The sequence below is a fragment of the Bacillus sp. S2(2019) genome (assembly GCF_005144805.1).
GTDB classification, from domain to species: Bacteria; Bacillota; Bacilli; order Bacillales; family Bacillaceae; genus Bacillus; species Bacillus altitudinis.
On record NZ_SWFL01000002.1, the window covers coordinates 935,687 to 954,350 of the forward strand.

Annotated in this window: 20 protein-coding genes; 4 read left to right on the forward strand and 16 right to left on the reverse strand. The window is 42.1% G+C overall.

Going from position 1 to position 18,664, the window contains the following annotated elements; genetic code table 11:
- Positions 1–124 precede the first annotated feature (124 nt).
- Genes rplI through FBF75_RS09880 form a run of 3 tightly spaced genes read right to left on the reverse strand, consistent with a single transcriptional unit; the run spans position 125 to position 3,518 of the window.
- On the reverse strand, positions 125–574 hold the full coding sequence (gene rplI / locus FBF75_RS09870; RefSeq protein ID WP_007497423.1) for a 50S ribosomal protein L9: 450 nt from the start codon (positions 572–574) through the stop codon (positions 125–127).
- Entirely contained in the window at positions 571–2,550 is a 1,980-nt protein-coding gene (locus FBF75_RS09875; protein WP_017359884.1) for a DHH family phosphoesterase, read from the reverse strand. Before FBF75_RS09875 ends, rplI begins: the two co-directional genes overlap by 4 nt.
- Before the next feature lie 20 nt (positions 2,551–2,570).
- Positions 2,571–3,518 carry a YybS family protein gene (locus tag FBF75_RS09880; protein WP_136944694.1) on the reverse strand — a complete coding sequence of 316 codons (948 nt, stop codon included), beginning with the start codon at positions 3,516–3,518 and terminating at the stop codon, positions 2,571–2,573.
- Between the two features lie 303 nt (positions 3,519–3,821).
- On the opposite strand from FBF75_RS09880, the gene FBF75_RS09885 reads away from it, so the two are divergent.
- Positions 3,822–4,751, forward strand: coding sequence for a manganese-dependent inorganic pyrophosphatase (locus tag FBF75_RS09885; protein ID WP_024718447.1), 930 nt, complete (start codon positions 3,822–3,824; stop codon positions 4,749–4,751).
- A 44-nt stretch (positions 4,752–4,795) separates the two neighbouring features.
- Here the strand turns inward: FBF75_RS09885 and rsiV are convergent, their stop codons facing one another.
- The 3 genes from rsiV to FBF75_RS09900 form a co-directional block, all read right to left on the reverse strand.
- A complete protein-coding gene (gene rsiV, locus FBF75_RS09890) occupies positions 4,796–5,653 on the reverse strand; it encodes an anti-sigma-V factor RsiV (RefSeq protein ID WP_035390133.1) in 858 nt (285 codons plus the stop codon).
- Complete coding sequence (locus tag FBF75_RS09895) at positions 5,654–6,148, reverse strand: RNA polymerase sigma factor (protein ID WP_007497431.1); 495 nt, start codon at positions 6,146–6,148, stop codon at positions 5,654–5,656.
- 149 nt (positions 6,149–6,297) lie between these two features.
- A complete protein-coding gene (locus tag FBF75_RS09900; RefSeq protein ID WP_050826814.1) occupies positions 6,298–6,957 on the reverse strand; it encodes a hypothetical protein in 660 nt (219 codons plus the stop codon).
- Between the two features lie 196 nt (positions 6,958–7,153).
- Here FBF75_RS09900 and katX point away from each other — a divergent pair, with 196 nt between their 5' ends.
- Positions 7,154–8,653, forward strand: a complete 1,500-nt coding sequence (gene katX / locus FBF75_RS09905; protein WP_230677060.1) for a catalase KatX — start codon at positions 7,154–7,156, stop codon at positions 8,651–8,653.
- Positions 8,654–8,701: 48 nt separating this feature from the next.
- Here the strand turns inward: katX and wrbA are convergent, their stop codons facing one another.
- From wrbA to FBF75_RS09955, 10 genes are all read right to left on the reverse strand, one after another.
- A complete protein-coding gene (gene wrbA / locus FBF75_RS09910; protein ID WP_045034926.1) occupies positions 8,702–9,325 on the reverse strand; it encodes an NAD(P)H:quinone oxidoreductase in 624 nt (207 codons plus the stop codon).
- A gap of 59 nt (positions 9,326–9,384) precedes the next feature.
- The gene (locus FBF75_RS09915) at positions 9,385–9,996 is read right to left on the reverse strand and encodes an alpha/beta hydrolase (protein ID WP_058214363.1); all 612 of its coding nucleotides are present in this window, start codon (positions 9,994–9,996) and stop codon (positions 9,385–9,387) included.
- The gene (locus FBF75_RS09920; protein WP_169476084.1) at positions 9,993–10,964 is read right to left on the reverse strand and encodes a ring-cleaving dioxygenase; all 972 of its coding nucleotides are present in this window, start codon (positions 10,962–10,964) and stop codon (positions 9,993–9,995) included. Before FBF75_RS09920 ends, FBF75_RS09915 begins: the two co-directional genes overlap by 4 nt.
- Before the next feature lie 190 nt (positions 10,965–11,154).
- Positions 11,155–12,672, reverse strand: coding sequence for an ABC transporter permease/substrate-binding protein (locus FBF75_RS09925; protein WP_008347552.1), 1,518 nt, complete (start codon positions 12,670–12,672; stop codon positions 11,155–11,157).
- Positions 12,665–13,630 carry an ABC transporter ATP-binding protein gene (locus FBF75_RS09930; RefSeq protein ID WP_136944696.1) on the reverse strand — a complete coding sequence of 322 codons (966 nt, stop codon included), beginning with the start codon at positions 13,628–13,630 and terminating at the stop codon, positions 12,665–12,667. The genes FBF75_RS09925 and FBF75_RS09930 overlap by 8 nt, the downstream gene beginning before the upstream one ends.
- A gap of 199 nt (positions 13,631–13,829) precedes the next feature.
- Positions 13,830–14,069, reverse strand: a complete 240-nt coding sequence (gene rpsR, locus FBF75_RS09935) for a 30S ribosomal protein S18 (RefSeq protein ID WP_008347556.1) — start codon at positions 14,067–14,069, stop codon at positions 13,830–13,832.
- 41 nt (positions 14,070–14,110) lie between these two features.
- Entirely contained in the window at positions 14,111–14,653 is a 543-nt protein-coding gene (ssbA, locus tag FBF75_RS09940; protein WP_007497456.1) for a single-stranded DNA-binding protein SsbA, read from the reverse strand.
- 36 nt (positions 14,654–14,689) lie between these two features.
- Entirely contained in the window at positions 14,690–14,977 is a 288-nt protein-coding gene (gene rpsF, locus FBF75_RS09945) for a 30S ribosomal protein S6 (protein ID WP_008347557.1), read from the reverse strand.
- 108 nt (positions 14,978–15,085) lie between these two features.
- Positions 15,086–16,186 carry a redox-regulated ATPase YchF gene (gene ychF, locus FBF75_RS09950; protein WP_007497458.1) on the reverse strand — a complete coding sequence of 367 codons (1,101 nt, stop codon included), beginning with the start codon at positions 16,184–16,186 and terminating at the stop codon, positions 15,086–15,088.
- A gap of 215 nt (positions 16,187–16,401) precedes the next feature.
- Positions 16,402–16,608, reverse strand: coding sequence for a DUF951 domain-containing protein (locus tag FBF75_RS09955; protein WP_008347561.1), 207 nt, complete (start codon positions 16,606–16,608; stop codon positions 16,402–16,404).
- A gap of 294 nt (positions 16,609–16,902) precedes the next feature.
- On the opposite strand from FBF75_RS09955, the gene FBF75_RS09960 reads away from it, so the two are divergent.
- Positions 16,903–18,222, forward strand: coding sequence for a phage hydrolase (locus tag FBF75_RS09960; RefSeq protein ID WP_046526895.1), 1,320 nt, complete (start codon positions 16,903–16,905; stop codon positions 18,220–18,222).
- A gap of 15 nt (positions 18,223–18,237) precedes the next feature.
- Entirely contained in the window at positions 18,238–18,648 is a 411-nt protein-coding gene (locus tag FBF75_RS09965) for a hypothetical protein (RefSeq protein WP_136944697.1), read from the forward strand.
- Positions 18,649–18,664: the final 16 nt, after the last annotated feature.

Genomic DNA, 18,664 nt, shown 5'->3' on the forward strand with positions numbered 1-18,664 from the left:
GGGCGAGTACTGGCGCGGAGCGAATTTGACATTCGTGAGCACCAGCGCGCAGGACTGACACCGAATGCTAGGGTTTGTCTACACGCTAAGAACCCGTCTCACGAGGAGACGGGTTCTTTTCTGTTTATGCTTGTTCTGTGACGTGCACTTTTAATGTTGCTTGTACTTCTGGGTGAAGCTTCACCGGTACATTTGTGTATCCTAACGCACGAATGGCATCATTCAACTCGATTTTACGCTTATCGAGTTTGATTTGATGTTCTTTTTGCAATTTATCAGCGATCTGTTTGCTTGTAATCGAACCAAATAGACGACCGCCTTCACCTGATTTAGCAGTGAGTTCCACTGTCAGCGCCTCAAGTGTTTCTTTTAATTGTTTCGCTTGCTCAAGCTCTTGGATGGCATTCTTTTTCTCTTTGTTTTTCTGCCCTTCCAATGCGCTTAGGTTCGTTGGAGTTGCTTCAACAGCTAACCCTTGTTTGATGAGAAAGTTGTGAGCGTATCCGTCAGCTACATTTTTGACTTCGCCTTTTTTCCCTTTGCCTTTTACGTCTTTTAGAAAGATGACTTTCATCTTTGAACCCCTCCTTCGAAATATTCGTCTATGGCAGCTTTTAACTTCTCTACCGCTTCTTCAATGGTTATACCATAAATCTGGGTCGCAGCGTTAGTTAAATGACCGCCACCATCTAATGCTTCCATAATAATTTGAACGTTGATATCCCCTAACGATCTTGCACTAATACAAACCGTATCGTCATCTCGCCTTGCGACAGCAAATGATGCTTCAACCTCACTCATCGACAAGAGAGAATCAGCCGTTTGTGCGATCGTAATTTGATCATAATACTCAGACCTGTCAGACGGCAAGGAAGCAATCGCTACCTGATTTTGATACAGCTCTGTATGCTGAATGAGCTTTGCCCGTTTGATGTAATGATCGACTGTCTCTTTCAAAAACTTTTGCACAAGGACAGGATCTGCCCCTTTTGCACGAAGGTAGGATGCTGCATCGAACGTTCTTGACCCCGTTCTGAGGGAGAAACTCTTCGTATCCACGATGATCCCAGCAAGAAGTGCTGTGGCTTCAATCATGTTAATCCGCAATTTCTTCGGCTGATACTCTAACAGCTCTGTCACAAGTTCTGCTGTAGATGAAGCATACGGCTCCATATAGACAAGTAAAGGATCACGGATAAATTCCTCACCACGTCTATGGTGGTCAATGACAACGACGTTTTCGATCTTATTTAGCAGTCGTTCTTCCATCACAAGGGACGGTTTATGTGTATCTACGACCACAAGCAATGTGTCATCCTTTGCAAGCTCCATCGCTTCCTCAGGCGTGATAAAACGGGACCAAAGTTCTTCATAATTTTTAATTTCACTAATTAAGCGTTGAACGCTATCCCCAATCTGGTTGGCATCAATGACGATGTAACCTTCTTTTCCATTCGCCTGAGCAACCTTTAAAATCCCGATCGAGGCACCGATAGAATCCATGTCGGGGAACTTATGCCCCATGATCATGACATTACCGCTTTCAGATACAATTTCTTTTAAAGCATGTGAAATGACCCGTGCGCGTACTCGTGTCCGTTTTTCCATTGGATTGGTTTTTCCGCCGTAGAATTTCACTTTCCCATTCGGCTGTTTAATCGCTACCTGATCCCCGCCTCGTCCGAGGGCAAGGTCAAGACTCGACTGCGCAAGTGCGCCAAGTTCTTTTAAAGAAGGAACAGACGCACCGATTCCAATACTAAGGGTAAGCGTGGCGCTATGTGCCCCTGTTTTCTCACGAACCTCGTCTAAAATGGAAAACTTCGACGCTTCTAGCTCTGCTAAGATGCTCTCGTTTAATACCGCCATAAATCGTTCAGATGAAATTCTTTTTAGGAAAATGCCATATTCTTGCGCCCAATTGTTTAACAGCGATGTGACTTCACTATTTATCGCGCTACGCACCTGATCATCGAGACCTTGTGTGACATCATCATAATTGTCTAAAAAGATATAAGATAACACCGTTCGTTCATTTTCATACTGTCTTTCAATCTGCACTTGTTCCGTGACATCAAAGAAATATAAAAGGCGCTCTGACCGTTTAATAATGACTTTGAATTTCCGGTCATTCAGCGTCACATTTTCTGTCTCAACCTCTTGTTTAATAAGAGGCACAATGGATTCAAATGTATCATACAAGGATCTGCCGACAAGTGTGCTTTCATGGAAGCACGAAGCGAGAAATGGATTGGTCCATTCGATATAATACTGGTCATTAAACAGCATAATACCAATTGGCATCTCCATTAATGCTTCTTCTCCAACCTTTTTGACTCGATAGGATAATGTTGAAATATATGAATCAATCTCTTTTTGCACCTGCGTATCTGCCCACTTTAAAAAGTAGAGCACACCCGCAAGGACTAAAAGACCAACCGCTCCTATGATCCAATTAAAATAAAGGTTGAGGAGGACTGTGATCACCGCAAGAACAATTAACGCGAAGATCGGATACTTGATGACAGGTTTTCGATAGAAGCTTGGCACTGATATCAACTCCTCAACATTCAGAGTGAATTATTTGTTTTTACTTTTTCTCTTAAATCAAAGCCTATGTCAGCAATCCCTATAATACGCACAATCACACCGATTGGCGGAAAGAGAATCGTCAATACGACGGCAAAAATGGGTACCACTTTTGAGATGTTTTTTTCGTGGCAATAATAGAAGATAAAAGAAAAGCCCTGAATAAGCACCAGTATAAATAAAATTTGAAAAGCACTCGTTTGCACGAGCGATAAAAAGCTGCCTTTCTCCGGCTGAATCAGCATCAAAAGCAGTGTGAGTAAATAATACCATACCATGCTTTTTGGCAGTCGCATATCCTTAAATTTCTTAAGAGCTGGCATGTCTGGAACAAACCATTTGATCAACGGCCGCACAAACCAATGATTGACGAAAGACATCAGCGTGACAAAAATCAAAAGCGCTACAGGTAAAGAATTTAATGCCGTATCCTGCAATTCTCTAAACTGCTTGAGTTGTTTTGCTATGTCCTGATCAGAAGCGCCAGATTGTTTTAAGGTACTCTCTACCATCGGCATGATTTGGTCAATTGATTCCTTTGCAACACCCAGTATATCTACTTGAAACAGCTGGACACTGACAACAAAGTAAATGAGAAAACTGAATAAGTAGATCAGCGCACCCGTAATAATCGCCTGACCTGGCTGCCTCCTGCTGTAGAAAACACCCATACCTACTCCAACAGCAATCAGCATTGGCGCACTTAACAGCCCATTAATAGACCCAATTAAAAAGCTGATCACTATGCCAATAGCGCCAGCCGCAATTCCTTTTTTCAAGCCATGCCTGATTGTATAGAGAATGATCGGAATCGGAGCAGCCATGAAGAAAATAATGGATAAAAGTGGCACATACAAATAAAACAGCGTCATTACCGCAAAAATACTGATCATGATAGCGCCTTCTACTAACGCTTTTGTTTGTTTCACACCTTCACCTCAATCCAATCATTTTTCTATATCTTGCTCAATGTGTACTTCTATGTATACGTACGATGTACGCTCCGCCATATCTTGACCCAACCTTTATTTTACCATAGCCGTAAATCGCAAGTAAAATGCAGGCTATCCCTAGAGCGTTTCACGTGGAACAACTTAGATCGTCTTGTACATGCAACTTTTCAGACAGCATGTTACAATTTTTTAGATTATTCTTAGCTATAAACCCTGAATTCAAGGTCAAAAGCTGTTAGAATAGAAACATCATCAATAAAAGTAAGAAGGAGAATTCACATGGGAAAAACACTCGTATTCGGACACAAAAACCCTGACACAGACACGATTTGCTCTGCTATCGCTTACGCTGATCTGAAAAACAAAATTGGCGTTCAAGCAGAAGCTGTCAGACTTGGAGAAATCAATGGAGAAACACAATACGCATTAGATTTCTTTAAACAAGAAGCACCTCGTTTCATTGAAACGGCTGCAAACGAAACAAAACAAGTCATTCTTGTCGATCATAACGAATTCCAACAAAGTGTAAGCGATATTGATCAAGTACAAGTGACAGAGGTCATTGACCATCACCGTATTGCCAACTTTGAAACAAGTGAACCTCTTTACTATCGTGCTGAGCCAGTTGGCTGCACAGCAACGATCTTAAACAAAATGTACAAAGAGCACCAAGTCACAATTGAAAAAGAAATCGCTGGTTTGCTTTTGTCTGCGATCATTTCTGATTCCTTGCTATTTAAATCCCCAACATGCACACAGCAGGATGTTGATGCTGCGCATGAGCTGGCAAAAATCGCAGGAGTAGACCCTGAAGTATATGGTTTAGATATGCTGAAAGCAGGAGCTGACCTAAGCCAAAAAACAGTTCAAGAATTAATCACACTGGATGCAAAAGAATTTGCACTAGGTAACAGCAAAGTCGAAATTGCACAAGTTAATACAGTTGATATTGCTGAAGTAACAGCAAGACAAGCTGACATCGAAGCAAAAATCAATGAAGTTATCGCAGCGAAAGGTCTTGATCTATTTGTTTTAGTGATCACAGACATTCTAGAAAATGACTCTCTTACGCTTGCACTTGGTGCTGAAGCAGCAAAAGTAGAAAAAGCATTTAATGTCACACTTGAAAACAACACTGCTTTACTCAAAGGTGTCGTATCAAGAAAGAAACAAGTCGTGCCTGCACTAACAGACGCACTTTCTTCATAAACTCAAAAAGACTGCTGACATCTTCAGCAGTCTTTTTTCTTCTTTTAGTGAATGTACATATCGCTGACAAGAATATCCTTTAGCACGCTTGTTGGAATCGTGAATTCAACTACACCCATGTAACCAGGCGCCACATCATATTCGTTGAAGGAAATCACCAGTTTGCCTTTTGAATTGATATAGAAACTTTGATCTGGCTGAATCTTCTTAAACGGATCAACCGTATCTTGCTTCGTCATCCAGTAAATCTTATTTGAATCCTCTTTCATCTGTTTCTTCATTTGTTCTTTAATATTTTCACTAATCACATCAATATAACGGTCATCTTTAAACAGACTTGGTAATGTAATGAGTACATGGTTTTTCTTATCCACCGTATCATATGTCATTTCCTCTGCCGCAGAAGCCTGAGTCGTCACCTTGTATCGACCTAGTGAAAGAATTTGATCATTATTTGTTCTTACTTCATATCCGCTCTCTACACTCAAATGACCATTTTTATAACCCTTTGTTTCCTTTTCAAAATCTTGATACAGCTTTTTGTTTTCAGCTAAATATTTTTGATTCAGGTTGTCTTGTAATTTTCCGTCCCCAAGCCCTGAAACGTGTGGTGTTTTGAGATCAATATTTGTTCCCTGATCGCTCTTTTTAAATTCTGTGAACGTCACGACTTTCACAAGCTCTCCAATGACGGGTACTTCTGAAATCGCTCTTGCTGCCTGCGGACTGACATTTACAGTGGTGACAAATAAAGCAGCCGCAGCAACAAGTCCGATCGTCCATTTCTGAAAATGAGGTTGCTTGTTTTTTCGTTTTAATGTCCGTTCAACCATAGCATCGTATTCCGGGGGAATAGGGATTTCTAGATATTCTTCTTTTAACTGTTCCAAATGCTTATCCATTTATATTTCCTCCTGCGATAATTCTACTTTTAAAAGCCGCAACGCCTTATATAATCTTGTTTTAATGGTGTTTTCATTTTCTCCAAGAATATGAGCAATGTCCTCTAGCTTTAAATCCTCAAAGAATCTTAATATAATGATGACCCGATACATCTCCGGCAAATCTTCTATCGCCCGTCTGACATCTTGATCCTCATAGACATCCGATTCACCCTGTGATAAAAATTCCAGCGTGTCATCGTCTGTCACTTGCACACGCTTCTTCTTTCGTAAAAAGTCGAGGGCAGCGTTTACGACGATTTTATAAAACCAGCTATGCATCTTGGTCGCATCCTCTAATCGGTGAACAGATTTGAGTGCTTTATGAATCGCCTCTTGAACGACATCCATCGCATCTTCTGGGTTTTTGACATAGCTATAGGACAATCGATAAAAACTGTGTTTATGCTCCATTACGTAATCCGCAAATTGATCATCAATCTTTCGTTTCTTCATTTTACAAAGAGCTCCTTTATCTTAAATGCGCATCTGTTATTTCTTACATTGGATAGACGCGCACCTGTTAAAAATAGTTTGCGCTCCATTATTTTTTTAACATGTCATCCCATTTACGTTTCTATACAAAAAGAGCGAACCTGACGGGTTCACTCTTTTAAAGCCGTTATTTTTTGATAAACAAATGGTTTAAGTGGTGATAGCGGATGAATGATGGACACTCCTGTTTCCTGCTCCACCTGCTTTGCAGCGTGAACCATCGAGAGCTGCATCACACAAATATCTCCATGCTGCTGCTTCACAGATTGCCTTAACTGTTCCATGATTCGCTCATGATAGGCTTGTATATCACCGTTCAAGCAAAGATGAAAGACATCCTCTAGCACAACCACTTCTGCCTTCAACTGCTTTCCCCGCTCTTTTACATATGAAGACAGTCGCTTCATCGTTCCTTCTACTGTATCTGGGTTTGAAAACACCAGCTGAAGCGGACCCTCTCGCTCACAAATCTGCTCAAATAACGGCTCATCTATCGAAACAATTGGTTGTTTGAACAGGTGCTGCTGCTCCCCCAAAGCCGCAATGTATTGTGTACACGTTAATAAAACAAGATCAGCCTCTCCTTCTTGCATGAGTCTGTTGATGGCATAGGTTTGCTGCTGCTCAAGATCAAATGCGGGATCTTGTTTGGCTCGTTCCATAAATGATGAATCGACGATGTGATGCAGATCAAATCCTGTGTCATAGAAAGCGTCGTCAATGTAAGAAATATTAGATGGATGTGCGTGAAGGCAGTGTAATCGAATCATTAGGTCCGCTCCTCATAAAAGTTTTCACTCATTATATCAATCCTTGTATGAAATAGGGAGCAACATGACCATATTGTTAGGGAGATATTGAAGGAGGGATTCTACCTTGAAAGAAGATCAACAGCCTACATCATCTTCAGAGTCAGAAGAAACCTTGACGAATCGACAAGGTCACCCGGTAACAGATAATCAAAACATGAGAACCGTTGGGAATCGAGGACCGACTACGCTTGAAAACTACGATTTCCTAGAGAAAATCAGTCATTTTGATCGTGAACGCATCCCTGAACGTGTCGTTCACGCACGAGGTGCCGGCGCACACGGATACTTTGAAGCCTACGGTACATTCGGTGACGAACCCATTTCCACTTATACAAGAGCCAAATTATTTCAGGAGAAAGGAAAAAAGACCCCTGTCTTCGTTCGATTCTCTTCTGTTATTCACGGCGGACATTCACCAGAAACTTTACGCGATCCACGGGGATTTGCGATCAAATTTTATACAGAAGACGGCAACTGGGATCTTGTTGGGAACAACCTCAAAATTTTCTTTATTCGAGATGCTTTGAAATTCCCTGATTTGGTTCATGCCTTTAAGCCTGACCCTGTCACCAATCGTCAGGATGGCGAGCGCATTTTTGATTTCGTTTCACAATCACCTGAAGCAACACATATGGTGACATTTCTCTTCTCACCATGGGGCATTCCCGCCACATACCGGCACATGCAAGGCTCTGGCGTCCATGCCTATAAATGGGTGAATCATGAAGGAAAAGCAGTACTGGTCAAATATCACTTTGAACCGAAGCAAGGGATTCGCAACCTGACACAAGAACAAGCCCAAGCCATTCAAGGGGAAAACTTTAATCATGCCACACAGGATTTATATGAAGCCATTGAACAAGGGGATCATCCTGAATGGGAAGTATACGCTCAAATCATGGAAGATGACACCCACCCCCATCTAGACTTTGATCCACTCGATCCGACAAAGCTCTGGTACAAGGATGACTATCCATGGAAACCGATCGGACGAATGGTGCTAAACAAAAATCCAGAAAATTATTTTGCAGAAGTGGAACAGGTTGCCTTTGGGACGGGGGTTCTTGTAGACGGATTAGATTTCTCAGATGATAAATTGCTGCAAGGACGTACCTTCTCATACTCTGATACGCAGCGATATCGTGTCGGGCCAAATTATTTACAGCTGCCGATCAATGCCCCGAAAAAGCATGTTGCCACCAATCAGCGAGATGGGCAAATGGAATATCATGTGGATCAAGGAAAAGGACAAAACCCCCATGTGAATTATGAACCGTCCATTCTCGGGGGATTAAAAGAAGCGCAGCAAGATGGAAAGGATCATACGCCTTTTGTAGAGGGTGAAGTCAAACGAGAAGCCATTGACCGCCCGAACAATTTCGGACAAGCGGGAGAAACCTATCGCCGCTTCAATGATTGGGAACGTGAGGAACTGATTAAAAACTTAGTCAACACCTTAGCTACCTGCCAAAAAGACATCCAAGACCAAATGATCGAAAACTTTACAAAAGCTGATCCTGACTACGGAAAACGTGTGGCCGATGGCTTAAAAGCCTTCAAACAAGAGGAGCCAAGCGGACCCATTGGATCAACAGGCGCGGCACAGGCTGTCAATGATGCGATCAACAACAGCACCCCTTCAGATCCTTATTAATGAAAAAAGAATGCAGCGGAGTGGCTGCATTCTTTTTGTATACATCTATTAAGCGTTTTGACCTTTTTTGATCCATTCTGCTACATTCACTGTACGTTTCGCCTGATGTTTTGCGGCTGCTTCTGCATCCTCTTGGATCTTTCCATTTTGGTCAACAGTCACACTCACACCATAAGGGTTACCCCCTGCGCCGTATAGGGAATCATCCGTGTAGCCAGGAGCGGCAATAATGGCTCCCCAGTGGAACATCGTTGTATACAGGCTCAGAACCGTCTGCTCCTGTCCGCCATTTGGGTTTTGTGCAGATGTCATCGCACTCACTGCTTTGTTTGCTAGTTTCCCTTGGAACCATAAACCGCCTGTTGTGTCTAAGAATTGTTTCATTTGAGCCGGTAAGTTACCGAAACGTGTCGGCATGCTGAAAATAATGGCATCTGCCCACTCTAAGTCACTTAACTGAACCTCAGGGACATCTTTTGTTTCATCTAAATGTGCTTTCCATGCTGGATTTGATGCAACAACTGCTTCTGGTGCCAATTCAGGAACCTTTAAAATTTTGACTTCAGCACCAGCTTCTTTCGCTCCAGCCTCCGCCCATTTCGCCATCTGATAGTTTGTACCTGTTGAACTATAATAAATAATCGCTAGTTTTACGTTTTCCACTTGTTCCATCTCCTTTTGTTTGGTTTGCCCAAAAAGCTTCTGTAAAAATCCCACCTGTATTCCCCACCTTATTTAAATTGACGACGATACCACAATGCCGCAGCATCGACTTCTTCTCTCGTTAGCTGATGTCCACGATTTTCCCAATGAAGCGTTACGGATGCTCCCGCCTCCTGAAGCAGTTGCTCCAGTTCCTGAGATTCCTCAGGACGACACATTGGGTCATTTTCACCAGCTGCTATAAAGACTTGTTTCCCCGCTAATGAAGGTAATGAAACCCCTCGTCTTGGGACCATTGGATGATGCAGGATCGCTCCTTTCAGCGCATCTCCATAATGGAATAACAGACTTCCAGCAATGTTCGCCCCGTTTGAATAGCCGATGGCTACCACATTGTGACGATCAAATCCATACTTATCTGCTGCTTCCCCGATAAATGTATATAATTCCTCTGTACGTTCAATTAAATCTTGCTCATCAAAAACACCCTCTGCCAAACGTCTGAAAAAACGCGGCATGCCGTTTTCTGATACATTCCCTCTCACACTAAGAACAGATGCTTCAGGGTCTACCACTTCTGCAAGCGGCAATAAGTCATGCTCTGTCCCACCAGTTCCATGCAGCATGAGAAGGACAGGTTTTTGTTCATTCTTTCCTTTTTGAAAAAGATGCTTCATCATGAATCTCCTTTCCCTTTGATTTCTCTTACCTCAATCGGCAGCACGATTTGTTCAATCTGACTGCGCTGCGCCTCATATTGCGGTGGCAGTTTCAACGCTTCACCCATCGTTTCCAAAGATTCATCGTGTGCAAACCCTGGAGGATCGGTCGCAATCTCAAATAATATGCCGCCAAGCTCTCTAAAATAAATCGCATTGAAATAATTTCGATCTTGCACAGGCGTCACTTGATATCCGCTTTGCGCCACATGTCTTTGCCAATCTAATTGATCCTGATCATCCGTTGCTCTCCACGCAATATGATGTACAACACCCACGCCCATACGTCCTCGTGCAACAGGTGTCTTGTTCACATCAATGACATTGCCGATTTCTCCAAACGAACGGAATCTCACATAATCTCCTTCCGTGCCGACTTTTTCAAGTCCCATCGTTTGCTCTAGCAGCTGCATCGTTTGCTCAGGCTGTGAAGTTAATAAAACAGCTCCACCAAACCCTTTAATCGCTACTTCTGGTGTTACCCCATTAAATGTCCAGTCATTCTGTTTTCCTTCTTCACGCTCTACAAGTTCTATCAATAAACCGTGCGGATCTTCAAATGAGAGAAAGGCCTCACCAAAGCGTTCAATCATTTCATAAGAAACGTTAAATTGCTCAAGGCGTTCCTTCCAAAAAGAGAAGGCACCGGTCGGTACGACATATGTTGTCACGCCTACTTGACCTGCTCCAATTTGTCCCTTTTGTGCACCTGGCCAAGGGAAAAACGTAATAATGGTACCTGGTGAACCTCCTTCATTTCCAAAATATAAATGGTATGTGCCTGGATCATCAAAATTGACAGTCTTTTTCACGAGACGAAGACCTAAAACACCTGCATAAAAATCAACGTTCTCCTGAGGATGACCAACAATTGCTGTGATATGGTGAATTCCTTCTGTTTTCTTCACTTCTAATGACCTCCTCTTCATGACGTAACATGTCCCTACTCATTATGTCTTGACTGATGCTTTTATATTATCTCGAATTCGAGATATATGATCAAAAAATATATTTATCTCGAATTAAGGATATTCTTTTTTGAAATAGATGTCAATGATTTTTGTTTTTTTTCTTTTCAAAAGCAGGCCGCTTTGTTATAGCAGACCTGCTTTCCCTTGATTATTGAAGCAATTTTTTCTTTTTTAAATAGGCTTCGGCTACTTGGAATGCATCTTTCCCCTTCACATTGACTTCGTAATTCATTTCTCTCATCTCATCATCTGTGATTTGACCAGCGAGTTTGTTGAGAGAGGCCTCAATCTCAGGATACTCTTTTAATGTCTCCTGTCTTAGCAAAGGCGCTCCTTGATAGGGCGGGAAAACATGCTTGTCATCATCCAGCACCTTCAATTTGTATTGTCTCAATTCACTGTCTGTCGAATACGCATCGACCAACTGAATATTCCCTTTTTGAATGGCTCGATATCGAAGTTTCGGTTCCATCGTGACCACATCGTCAAAAGAAAACTGATAAGCTTTTTGAATGCCTAAATATCCATCCTGACGATCAGAAAACTCTAAAGTAAAGCCAGCACGTATACGATTCTTGATTTGACCCAGATCTGAAATCTTTGATAAATCATATTGATCCGCTAGTGATTGAGGCACGGCTAAAGCATATGTATTGTTATAAGCCATCGGCTGAAGAAGCTGAAGCTGAAAGGATGACGCCAAACCTTGGCGCGCTTGCTCATACACTTTTTCCTTATCCGTGCTTTTCGCTGTTTCTTTCAGAAATTCAGAAATCGCTGTCCCTGTAAATTCAGGATAGATGTCAATATCACCAGACCGCAGTGCTTGAAAAACAAAGGACGTCTTACCAAGACCAGGCTTAAGATTGACTTGGATATCTGTATCCTGCTCAATTAAAAGCTTATACATGGAGATCAAAATTTCAGGCTCTGACCCCAGCTTCCCTCCAATGGTGATCTCTTTCTTTTCTTGTTGAAACAGCAATGGGGCAGCGACAACTGCTCCTGCTATTACAGCAAAGACCGTCACAGAGATCACGGTTTTTTTAAAGGAGATTTTCTCAAGTGTCCGCAAAACCACATCAAATAAGAGCGCAAGTAATGCAGCTGGAATAGCACCAATGATGATCAAAGACATATCATTTCGATCAATTCCAAGCAGAATCAGACTCCCTAATCCACCTGCCCCAATAAGAGCTGCAAGAGTGGCTGTCCCTACAATGAGAACCATCCCCGTTCGGATACCTGCCATGATCACCGGCATAGCAAGAGGGAGTTCTACTTTTAATAAGCGTTTGCGGTGATTCATCCCCATAGCGAGCGCCGCTTCTCGGAGCGACGGATCGACCTCACGAATGCCTGTATATGTGTTTCTTAAAATAGGAAGAAGAGCATAGACGACAAGAGCGATAATTGCGGGCACTTGACCAATCCCAACGAGAGGAATCAGCAGTCCAAGCAGCGCCAAAGACGGAATTGTCTGCAAGACAGCCGTCACCCCAATGATCCACTCTGCTATCTTAGGGACTCTCGTTAAATAAATCCCTAATGGAATGGCAATCAAAATCGCTAGAAATAACGCAATGAAGGAAATTTGAATATGCTCAAGTAAGGCGTGTCCGAGCTGATCTTTTCGAGCCCATAGCACACTGGTCCATTCATTCATGTGTCTCGCCCCTCTCTGCAGAAGTACCGGCTAAATACTGAATCACCGCTTGACGAGTGATGAGCCCGATCCGTTCCCCATCCTTCTCAACAACAAGCTCTTCATGCTCTGCCAGTCGAGATAGAACCTCTTCCAGCGTCGCATGGATGGAGACCGCCTCATCGCCTAACAGATCATCTTGAGGCATGGGCTGATAAATAGTTGTCAGCTCAAATGCTTGATGGTCTACATGACGGGCAGCTCCTGAAACAAACTCCCGCACAAATGGATTAACTGGATGCTGAATCAATTCCTCTGGGCGTCCAACCTGCACCACTTTTCCTTCATTCATCACACATATCCGATCTCCAAGCTTCATGGCTTCCTGCAAATCATGTGTCACAAAAACGATGGTCTTTTGAATACGGCGCTGTAACTCAAGCAGATCATCTTGTAATTTCTCTCTCGTCAGTGGATCTAACGCACTAAAAGGTTCATCCATCAGGACAATCTCAGGATCAGCAGCAAGTGCCCGTGCTACGCCGACTCGCTGCTGCTGTCCTCCTGAAAGCTCTGCTGGCTTTCGATGTCGATAGGTAGAAGGCTCAAGCCCCACCATGAACATCAACTCATCAACACGCTGATTCGTCTCAGTCCGCTTCCATTGTTTCAGCTCTGGCACTACAGCAATATTCTCTTCTATGGTCATATGAGGGAACAACGCTATTTGCTGAAGCACATAACCAATATCCCAGCGCAGCTCATAAATATCATAATCGCTGATGGTTCGACCCTTTATGTAAATCTCACCTTCTGTAGAAGAGATGAGACGATTGATCATTTTCAAAGTCGTCGTTTTCCCGCTTCCACTAGGTCCAATCAATACAAAAAATTCACCTTTCTGAATCTCCAAATCAACAGATTGAACGGCATAGCGGTCATCAGAAAATTGCATCGATACATTCTTAAATTCAATCATCTTCCCACGCCCTGACTGCAAGTATATTTTAAAATACCAATATGACAGATTAACCTAGTATTTGTATAGAACAAACTGTCACGTTAACTCTCTTTTTACATACTTCCCCTAGTTAGACTGCCAGAAACGACTTTCTCATAAAAGTGAGACAAATAAAAAAAGCGAAGAGCTCAAGGCCCTTCGCTTTTAAGTCAACGACTTACTCACCAGTAACGTATGGAAGTAATGCCATTTGACGTGATTTTTTAATCGCTAATGTCAATTTACGTTGATACTTAGCGCTAGTTCCTGTTACACGACGAGGTAAAATTTTACCACGCTCAGAAACAAACTTTCTAAGAAGATCAACATCTTTGTAATCGATGTGCGTGATTCCGTTAGAAGTAAAGAAACATACTTTACGACGTTTCGCACGACCGCCTCTGCGTCCACCTGCCATTTGTTTTCACACCTTTCCTTTGGTCATTTTTTTCAGATCAATTAGAATGGCAAATCATCATCGGAGATGTCAATCGGTTTACCATCATTCGCAAATGGGTCATCATTGAAGCTATTTCCCTGATTACGATTTTGGTTGTTTTGATTGCCATATGGATTTTGACTTGGTTCATTTCCAAATGGATTCTGATCATTTTGGCTACCGCCATAATACTGGCCTCCGCTATTGCCACCGCCGCTGTATCCACCTGAACCAGCACCGCCGCTTTTAGGCTCAAGAAATTGAACACTTTCAGCTTGAACTTCTGTCACGAAGACACGCTGTCCTTGCTGGTTTTCATAGTTTCTTGTCTGCAAGCGACCGTCTACACCGGCAAGACTTCCTTTTTTCAAGAAATTAGCCACGTTCTCGGCTTGTCTTCTCCAAGTAACACAGTTAATGAAATCGGCTTCACGCTCTCCAGATTGATTCGTAAACGTACGATTCACAGCTAGAGTAAACGTGGCTACAGCCGCACCATTAGGCGTGTAGCGAAGCTCAGGGTCTTTTGTTAGTCTTCCGACCAATACAACACGGTTTAGCATATTGAAAGACCACCTTTAAATATATATTTCAATGATTTATTCTTCTTCTTTAACAACAATGTGGCGAATGATATCGTCACTGATCTTAGCTAAGCGGTCAAATTCTTGAACTGCTGCAGCGTCAGATTGAACGTTTACGATTTGGTAGAAGCCTTCACGGAAATCGTTGATTTCGTATGCAAGACGACGTTTACCCCAATCCTTTGTTCCAGTGATCTCCGCACCGTTAGAAGTTAACACGTTATTAAAACGGTCGATAACTGCTTTTTTAGCCTCATCGTCAACTGTTGGGCGGATGATGTACATAACTTCGTACTTTCTCATCTGATTGCACCTCCTTTTGGTCTAAGCGGCCCTATACGGGCAAGGAGCAATAAATTATATTACTCACAATTGTATATTATAACAAATTACTTGGCCTATGACAAGAACCTATACGTTAAAACGGAAATGAATGACGTCTCCATCTTTCACTATATATTCTTTACCTTCTAAACGAACTTTTCCTGCTTCTTTTGCAGCAGACATACTTCCGCCAGCTAGTAAATCTTCATAAGCAACCGTTTCAGCACGAATAAATCCACGCTCGAAGTCCGTATGAATGATTCCAGCACATTCTGGTGCCTTCATTCCTTTTTTAAATGTCCAAGCGCGCACTTCTTGCTCACCTGCTGTGAAATACGTAGCTAAACCTAGAAGTGAATAAGACGCTTTAATCAGCTGATCTAGACCTGATTCTTTAATGCCAAGCTCTTCAAGGAACATTTGCTTTTCTTCTCCTTCAAGCTCTGCAATTTCAGACTCAATCTTCGCACAAACGACGATGACTTCAGCGTTTTCGCCAGATGCAAACTCACGAATTTGCTGTACATATTCGTTTCCGTCCTGATCTGCTACTTCGTCCTCACTCACATTTGCTACATACAGAATAGGTTTTGACGTGAGTAAATGAAGCTGCTTCACAAGCTTCTGCTGCTCATCTGTAAATTCAACCGATCTTGCAGATTTTCCAGCTTCAAATGCGTCCTTCAGCTTTTCCAAAATATCAAATTCAGCTACCGCTTCCTTATCTTTTTGTTTCGCAAGCTTACTCACACGAGTTAAACGCTTTTCAACCGTTTCTAGATCAGCCAAAATCAATTCTAAATTAATCGTTTCAATATCTGACACTGGGTCAACCTTACCTGACACATGTGTAATGTTATCATCAGCAAAAGCTCTCACCACGTGACAGATCGCATCTACTTGACGAATGTGAGAAAGGAATTTATTTCCTAAACCTTCTCCTTTAGATGCACCTTTCACAATACCAGCAATATCAGTGAATTCGAAAGCAGTCGGAACTGTCTTTTTTGGCTGCACTAATTCTGTCAGTTTTTGCAAACGCTCGTCTGGAACTTCTACAATTCCGACGTTTGGATCAATGGTACAGAACGGATAGTTAGCAGACTCCGCTCCAGCCTGTGTAATTGCATTAAATAGCGTTGACTTCCCGACGTTAGGTAAGCCAACAATACCAGCTGTTAAAGCCATTCTTTCATCTCCTCTATATGAAACGTGCTCGTTATACTGCGTAATATGAACCTAGAGCAATTATAAGTAGGTTTACATGAAAAGACAAGCTAACCATCATGCATTTTCAATAGAAGAAACATTACCAAAAAGACTAAATCGGAGCTTTAAAATGAGAAATTGCATCTGTTTCTCTGAACAAAAGACAAATTTCATCAAAAAAGCATGAGGCCTACTTAAGCAGTTGGCTCCTCATGCTTGACGAGAATTTTCTTCATTTTTCGTTCAAAATCTCTTCTTGGGATCATCACGCTGTGCCCACACCCTTCGCATTTAATACGAATATCCATGCCCAAACGAATGACTTTCCACCGATTGGCGCCACATGGATGGGGTTTTTTCATTTCAACGACGTCATGTAACCCAAATGCTTTGTCTGCCATCAGCATTCACCTCTCTTGCTCACTTCATTAAATCTATTGTACAAAAAAACGACGATAGAGAGCAATGCACAAAATAAAGAGCCGCAGTCATGTATCAATCCCGTTCTTTTTTATAGAAAAAACCCTTCTTTTAGATCATTTTATTTGTGACCAATAGTTACTTAAACTCCGCTTTTTTTCAATATTGTCACAAACACTGTAGGTCAAAAGGTTTTTATTGGTAGAACGCTGTGGTTTTTCCATATTTTTTGATTTATGATATCTGCATAAATGTTATGTGAGGGAGCAGGTACGATGGTCAATCGAAAGGATAGATTAACCGACAAAGATTATAAAATCATATCCGATCACGCTGGAAACGCAGAGAATTACCAGCAGAACCATACGATAGAAGTAGGTCAGCATACGCTCACTGTCAACGATTTTCTAAAAATAGATCATCAATTATATGGTTTAACGATGCAGCAGGAACAGTCAGATGAGTTCATTGTCGCGTTTCACTGTCCTCTGCCAAAACAAATGACGGTGACATCGACACAAGATGTTCAAACGGCTACCCAATCATTGTTAAAAACGGATTATGCCTACCCCATTGAAAGAAAATCCTTAGCCGGAAAACAAGATCATGTCTTTTTTAAAGGGAAGGAATACATCGAGGACGTCTGTCAGAAGCACCCGAATGCAACCATCTATCTCACTGGACAAGCGCTTGCCGGTGCTGTTTGTGCTTACATTGCGACAGAACAGCCAGCTGTCAAAAAAGCCATCACATTCGATAGCCCAAATATATGGAGCAGCCTGGCACCTTCCATTCAGCAAAAAGCAGTAGAAGGAAAATATACCCATGTTCTCACGGAATATATTCAACCCAATCATTATGTAGGTTTACTCAATCGCCATGATCATGGAGTTGGACAAGTCAAGTACACCGTACCGCCCCGGGAGCAGGGATCGGTCCAAGAATCCATAAAATATAAACCAAGAGAAATTGACACCTTTTTAAGATCAGCTTTTGCATCAATGAATATAGAGTGGAACGAATCGTTTGATACAAATGCATTTTTAGCTCTCGTTTCAGGAGAATTTAAAGTAAATGGGTATTCATTCCATTCGAATGGAACCGCTCGTATTTTAGATGAACAGCTTGATCACAATACAAGTTTTACAGCGATGCTTTTACAAGACATCCATTCAGGCCGTGCATATGCACAAAGCGGGCTTGAAATTATCATAAAATCCCATTTACTAAAAAATTCATCATATGATCTACAAAGTATTATTGAACATGAAGTACACACTGTATTTGAGAAAATAGATGGAATTGATGATAGTGTAAAAGATGCCGTCCATCATGTAAAACAAGAACTGAAAGGACTTGTCGGCTTCGGTCACTATGATTTATTAACCCATAGCGATGTAGAAGCACTGTTAGAGGAAGTAAGGATGGAGCAGCCGCAATCATCCTTTTATTCTCATGAAAAACAACTGAATGCCTTGTACACCTTGAGAGACTACGAACAAGAACTTTCCACCCTTTCAAGACATATGTACACAATGGGTGATGACTATGCCAAGGCAGATAGACGCCTTGCGATGCAAATGGGTATTCGTTAAGAAAGGAGTCGCCATATGATCAATCAAAATAAACCTCCTAGTGACGCCCAGCGTTTCTTGCAAAATGTGAGTGCCCGCCGCTCCATGTCTGTATTCGAAAGTCAATCTGCACCACAAACACAATCGCAATCACCTGAAGAAATTGCCGCTATTCAGGCCATGCGCAGAGAAGGACAACGAAAAGATTTAAAGCGATTGCTGAAAATGCGGCTTCACGATGAATTGGCAAACACACGCATGCACTTGGAGTACCAATTGTCCAAAACAGAAGACATGATGAACCAGACAACCATTGTCAAACAGCATGTATCCCAGCATTTAGAGGGACAAGCCATCTCAGAAATAGAGGAACGCATGCAGCGTCTCCAGCACATGCCTGTATATGACGATATCAAGGAAGCGATTGATTCCATTCGGATAAAATAAGCACTTCTCTTTGAAA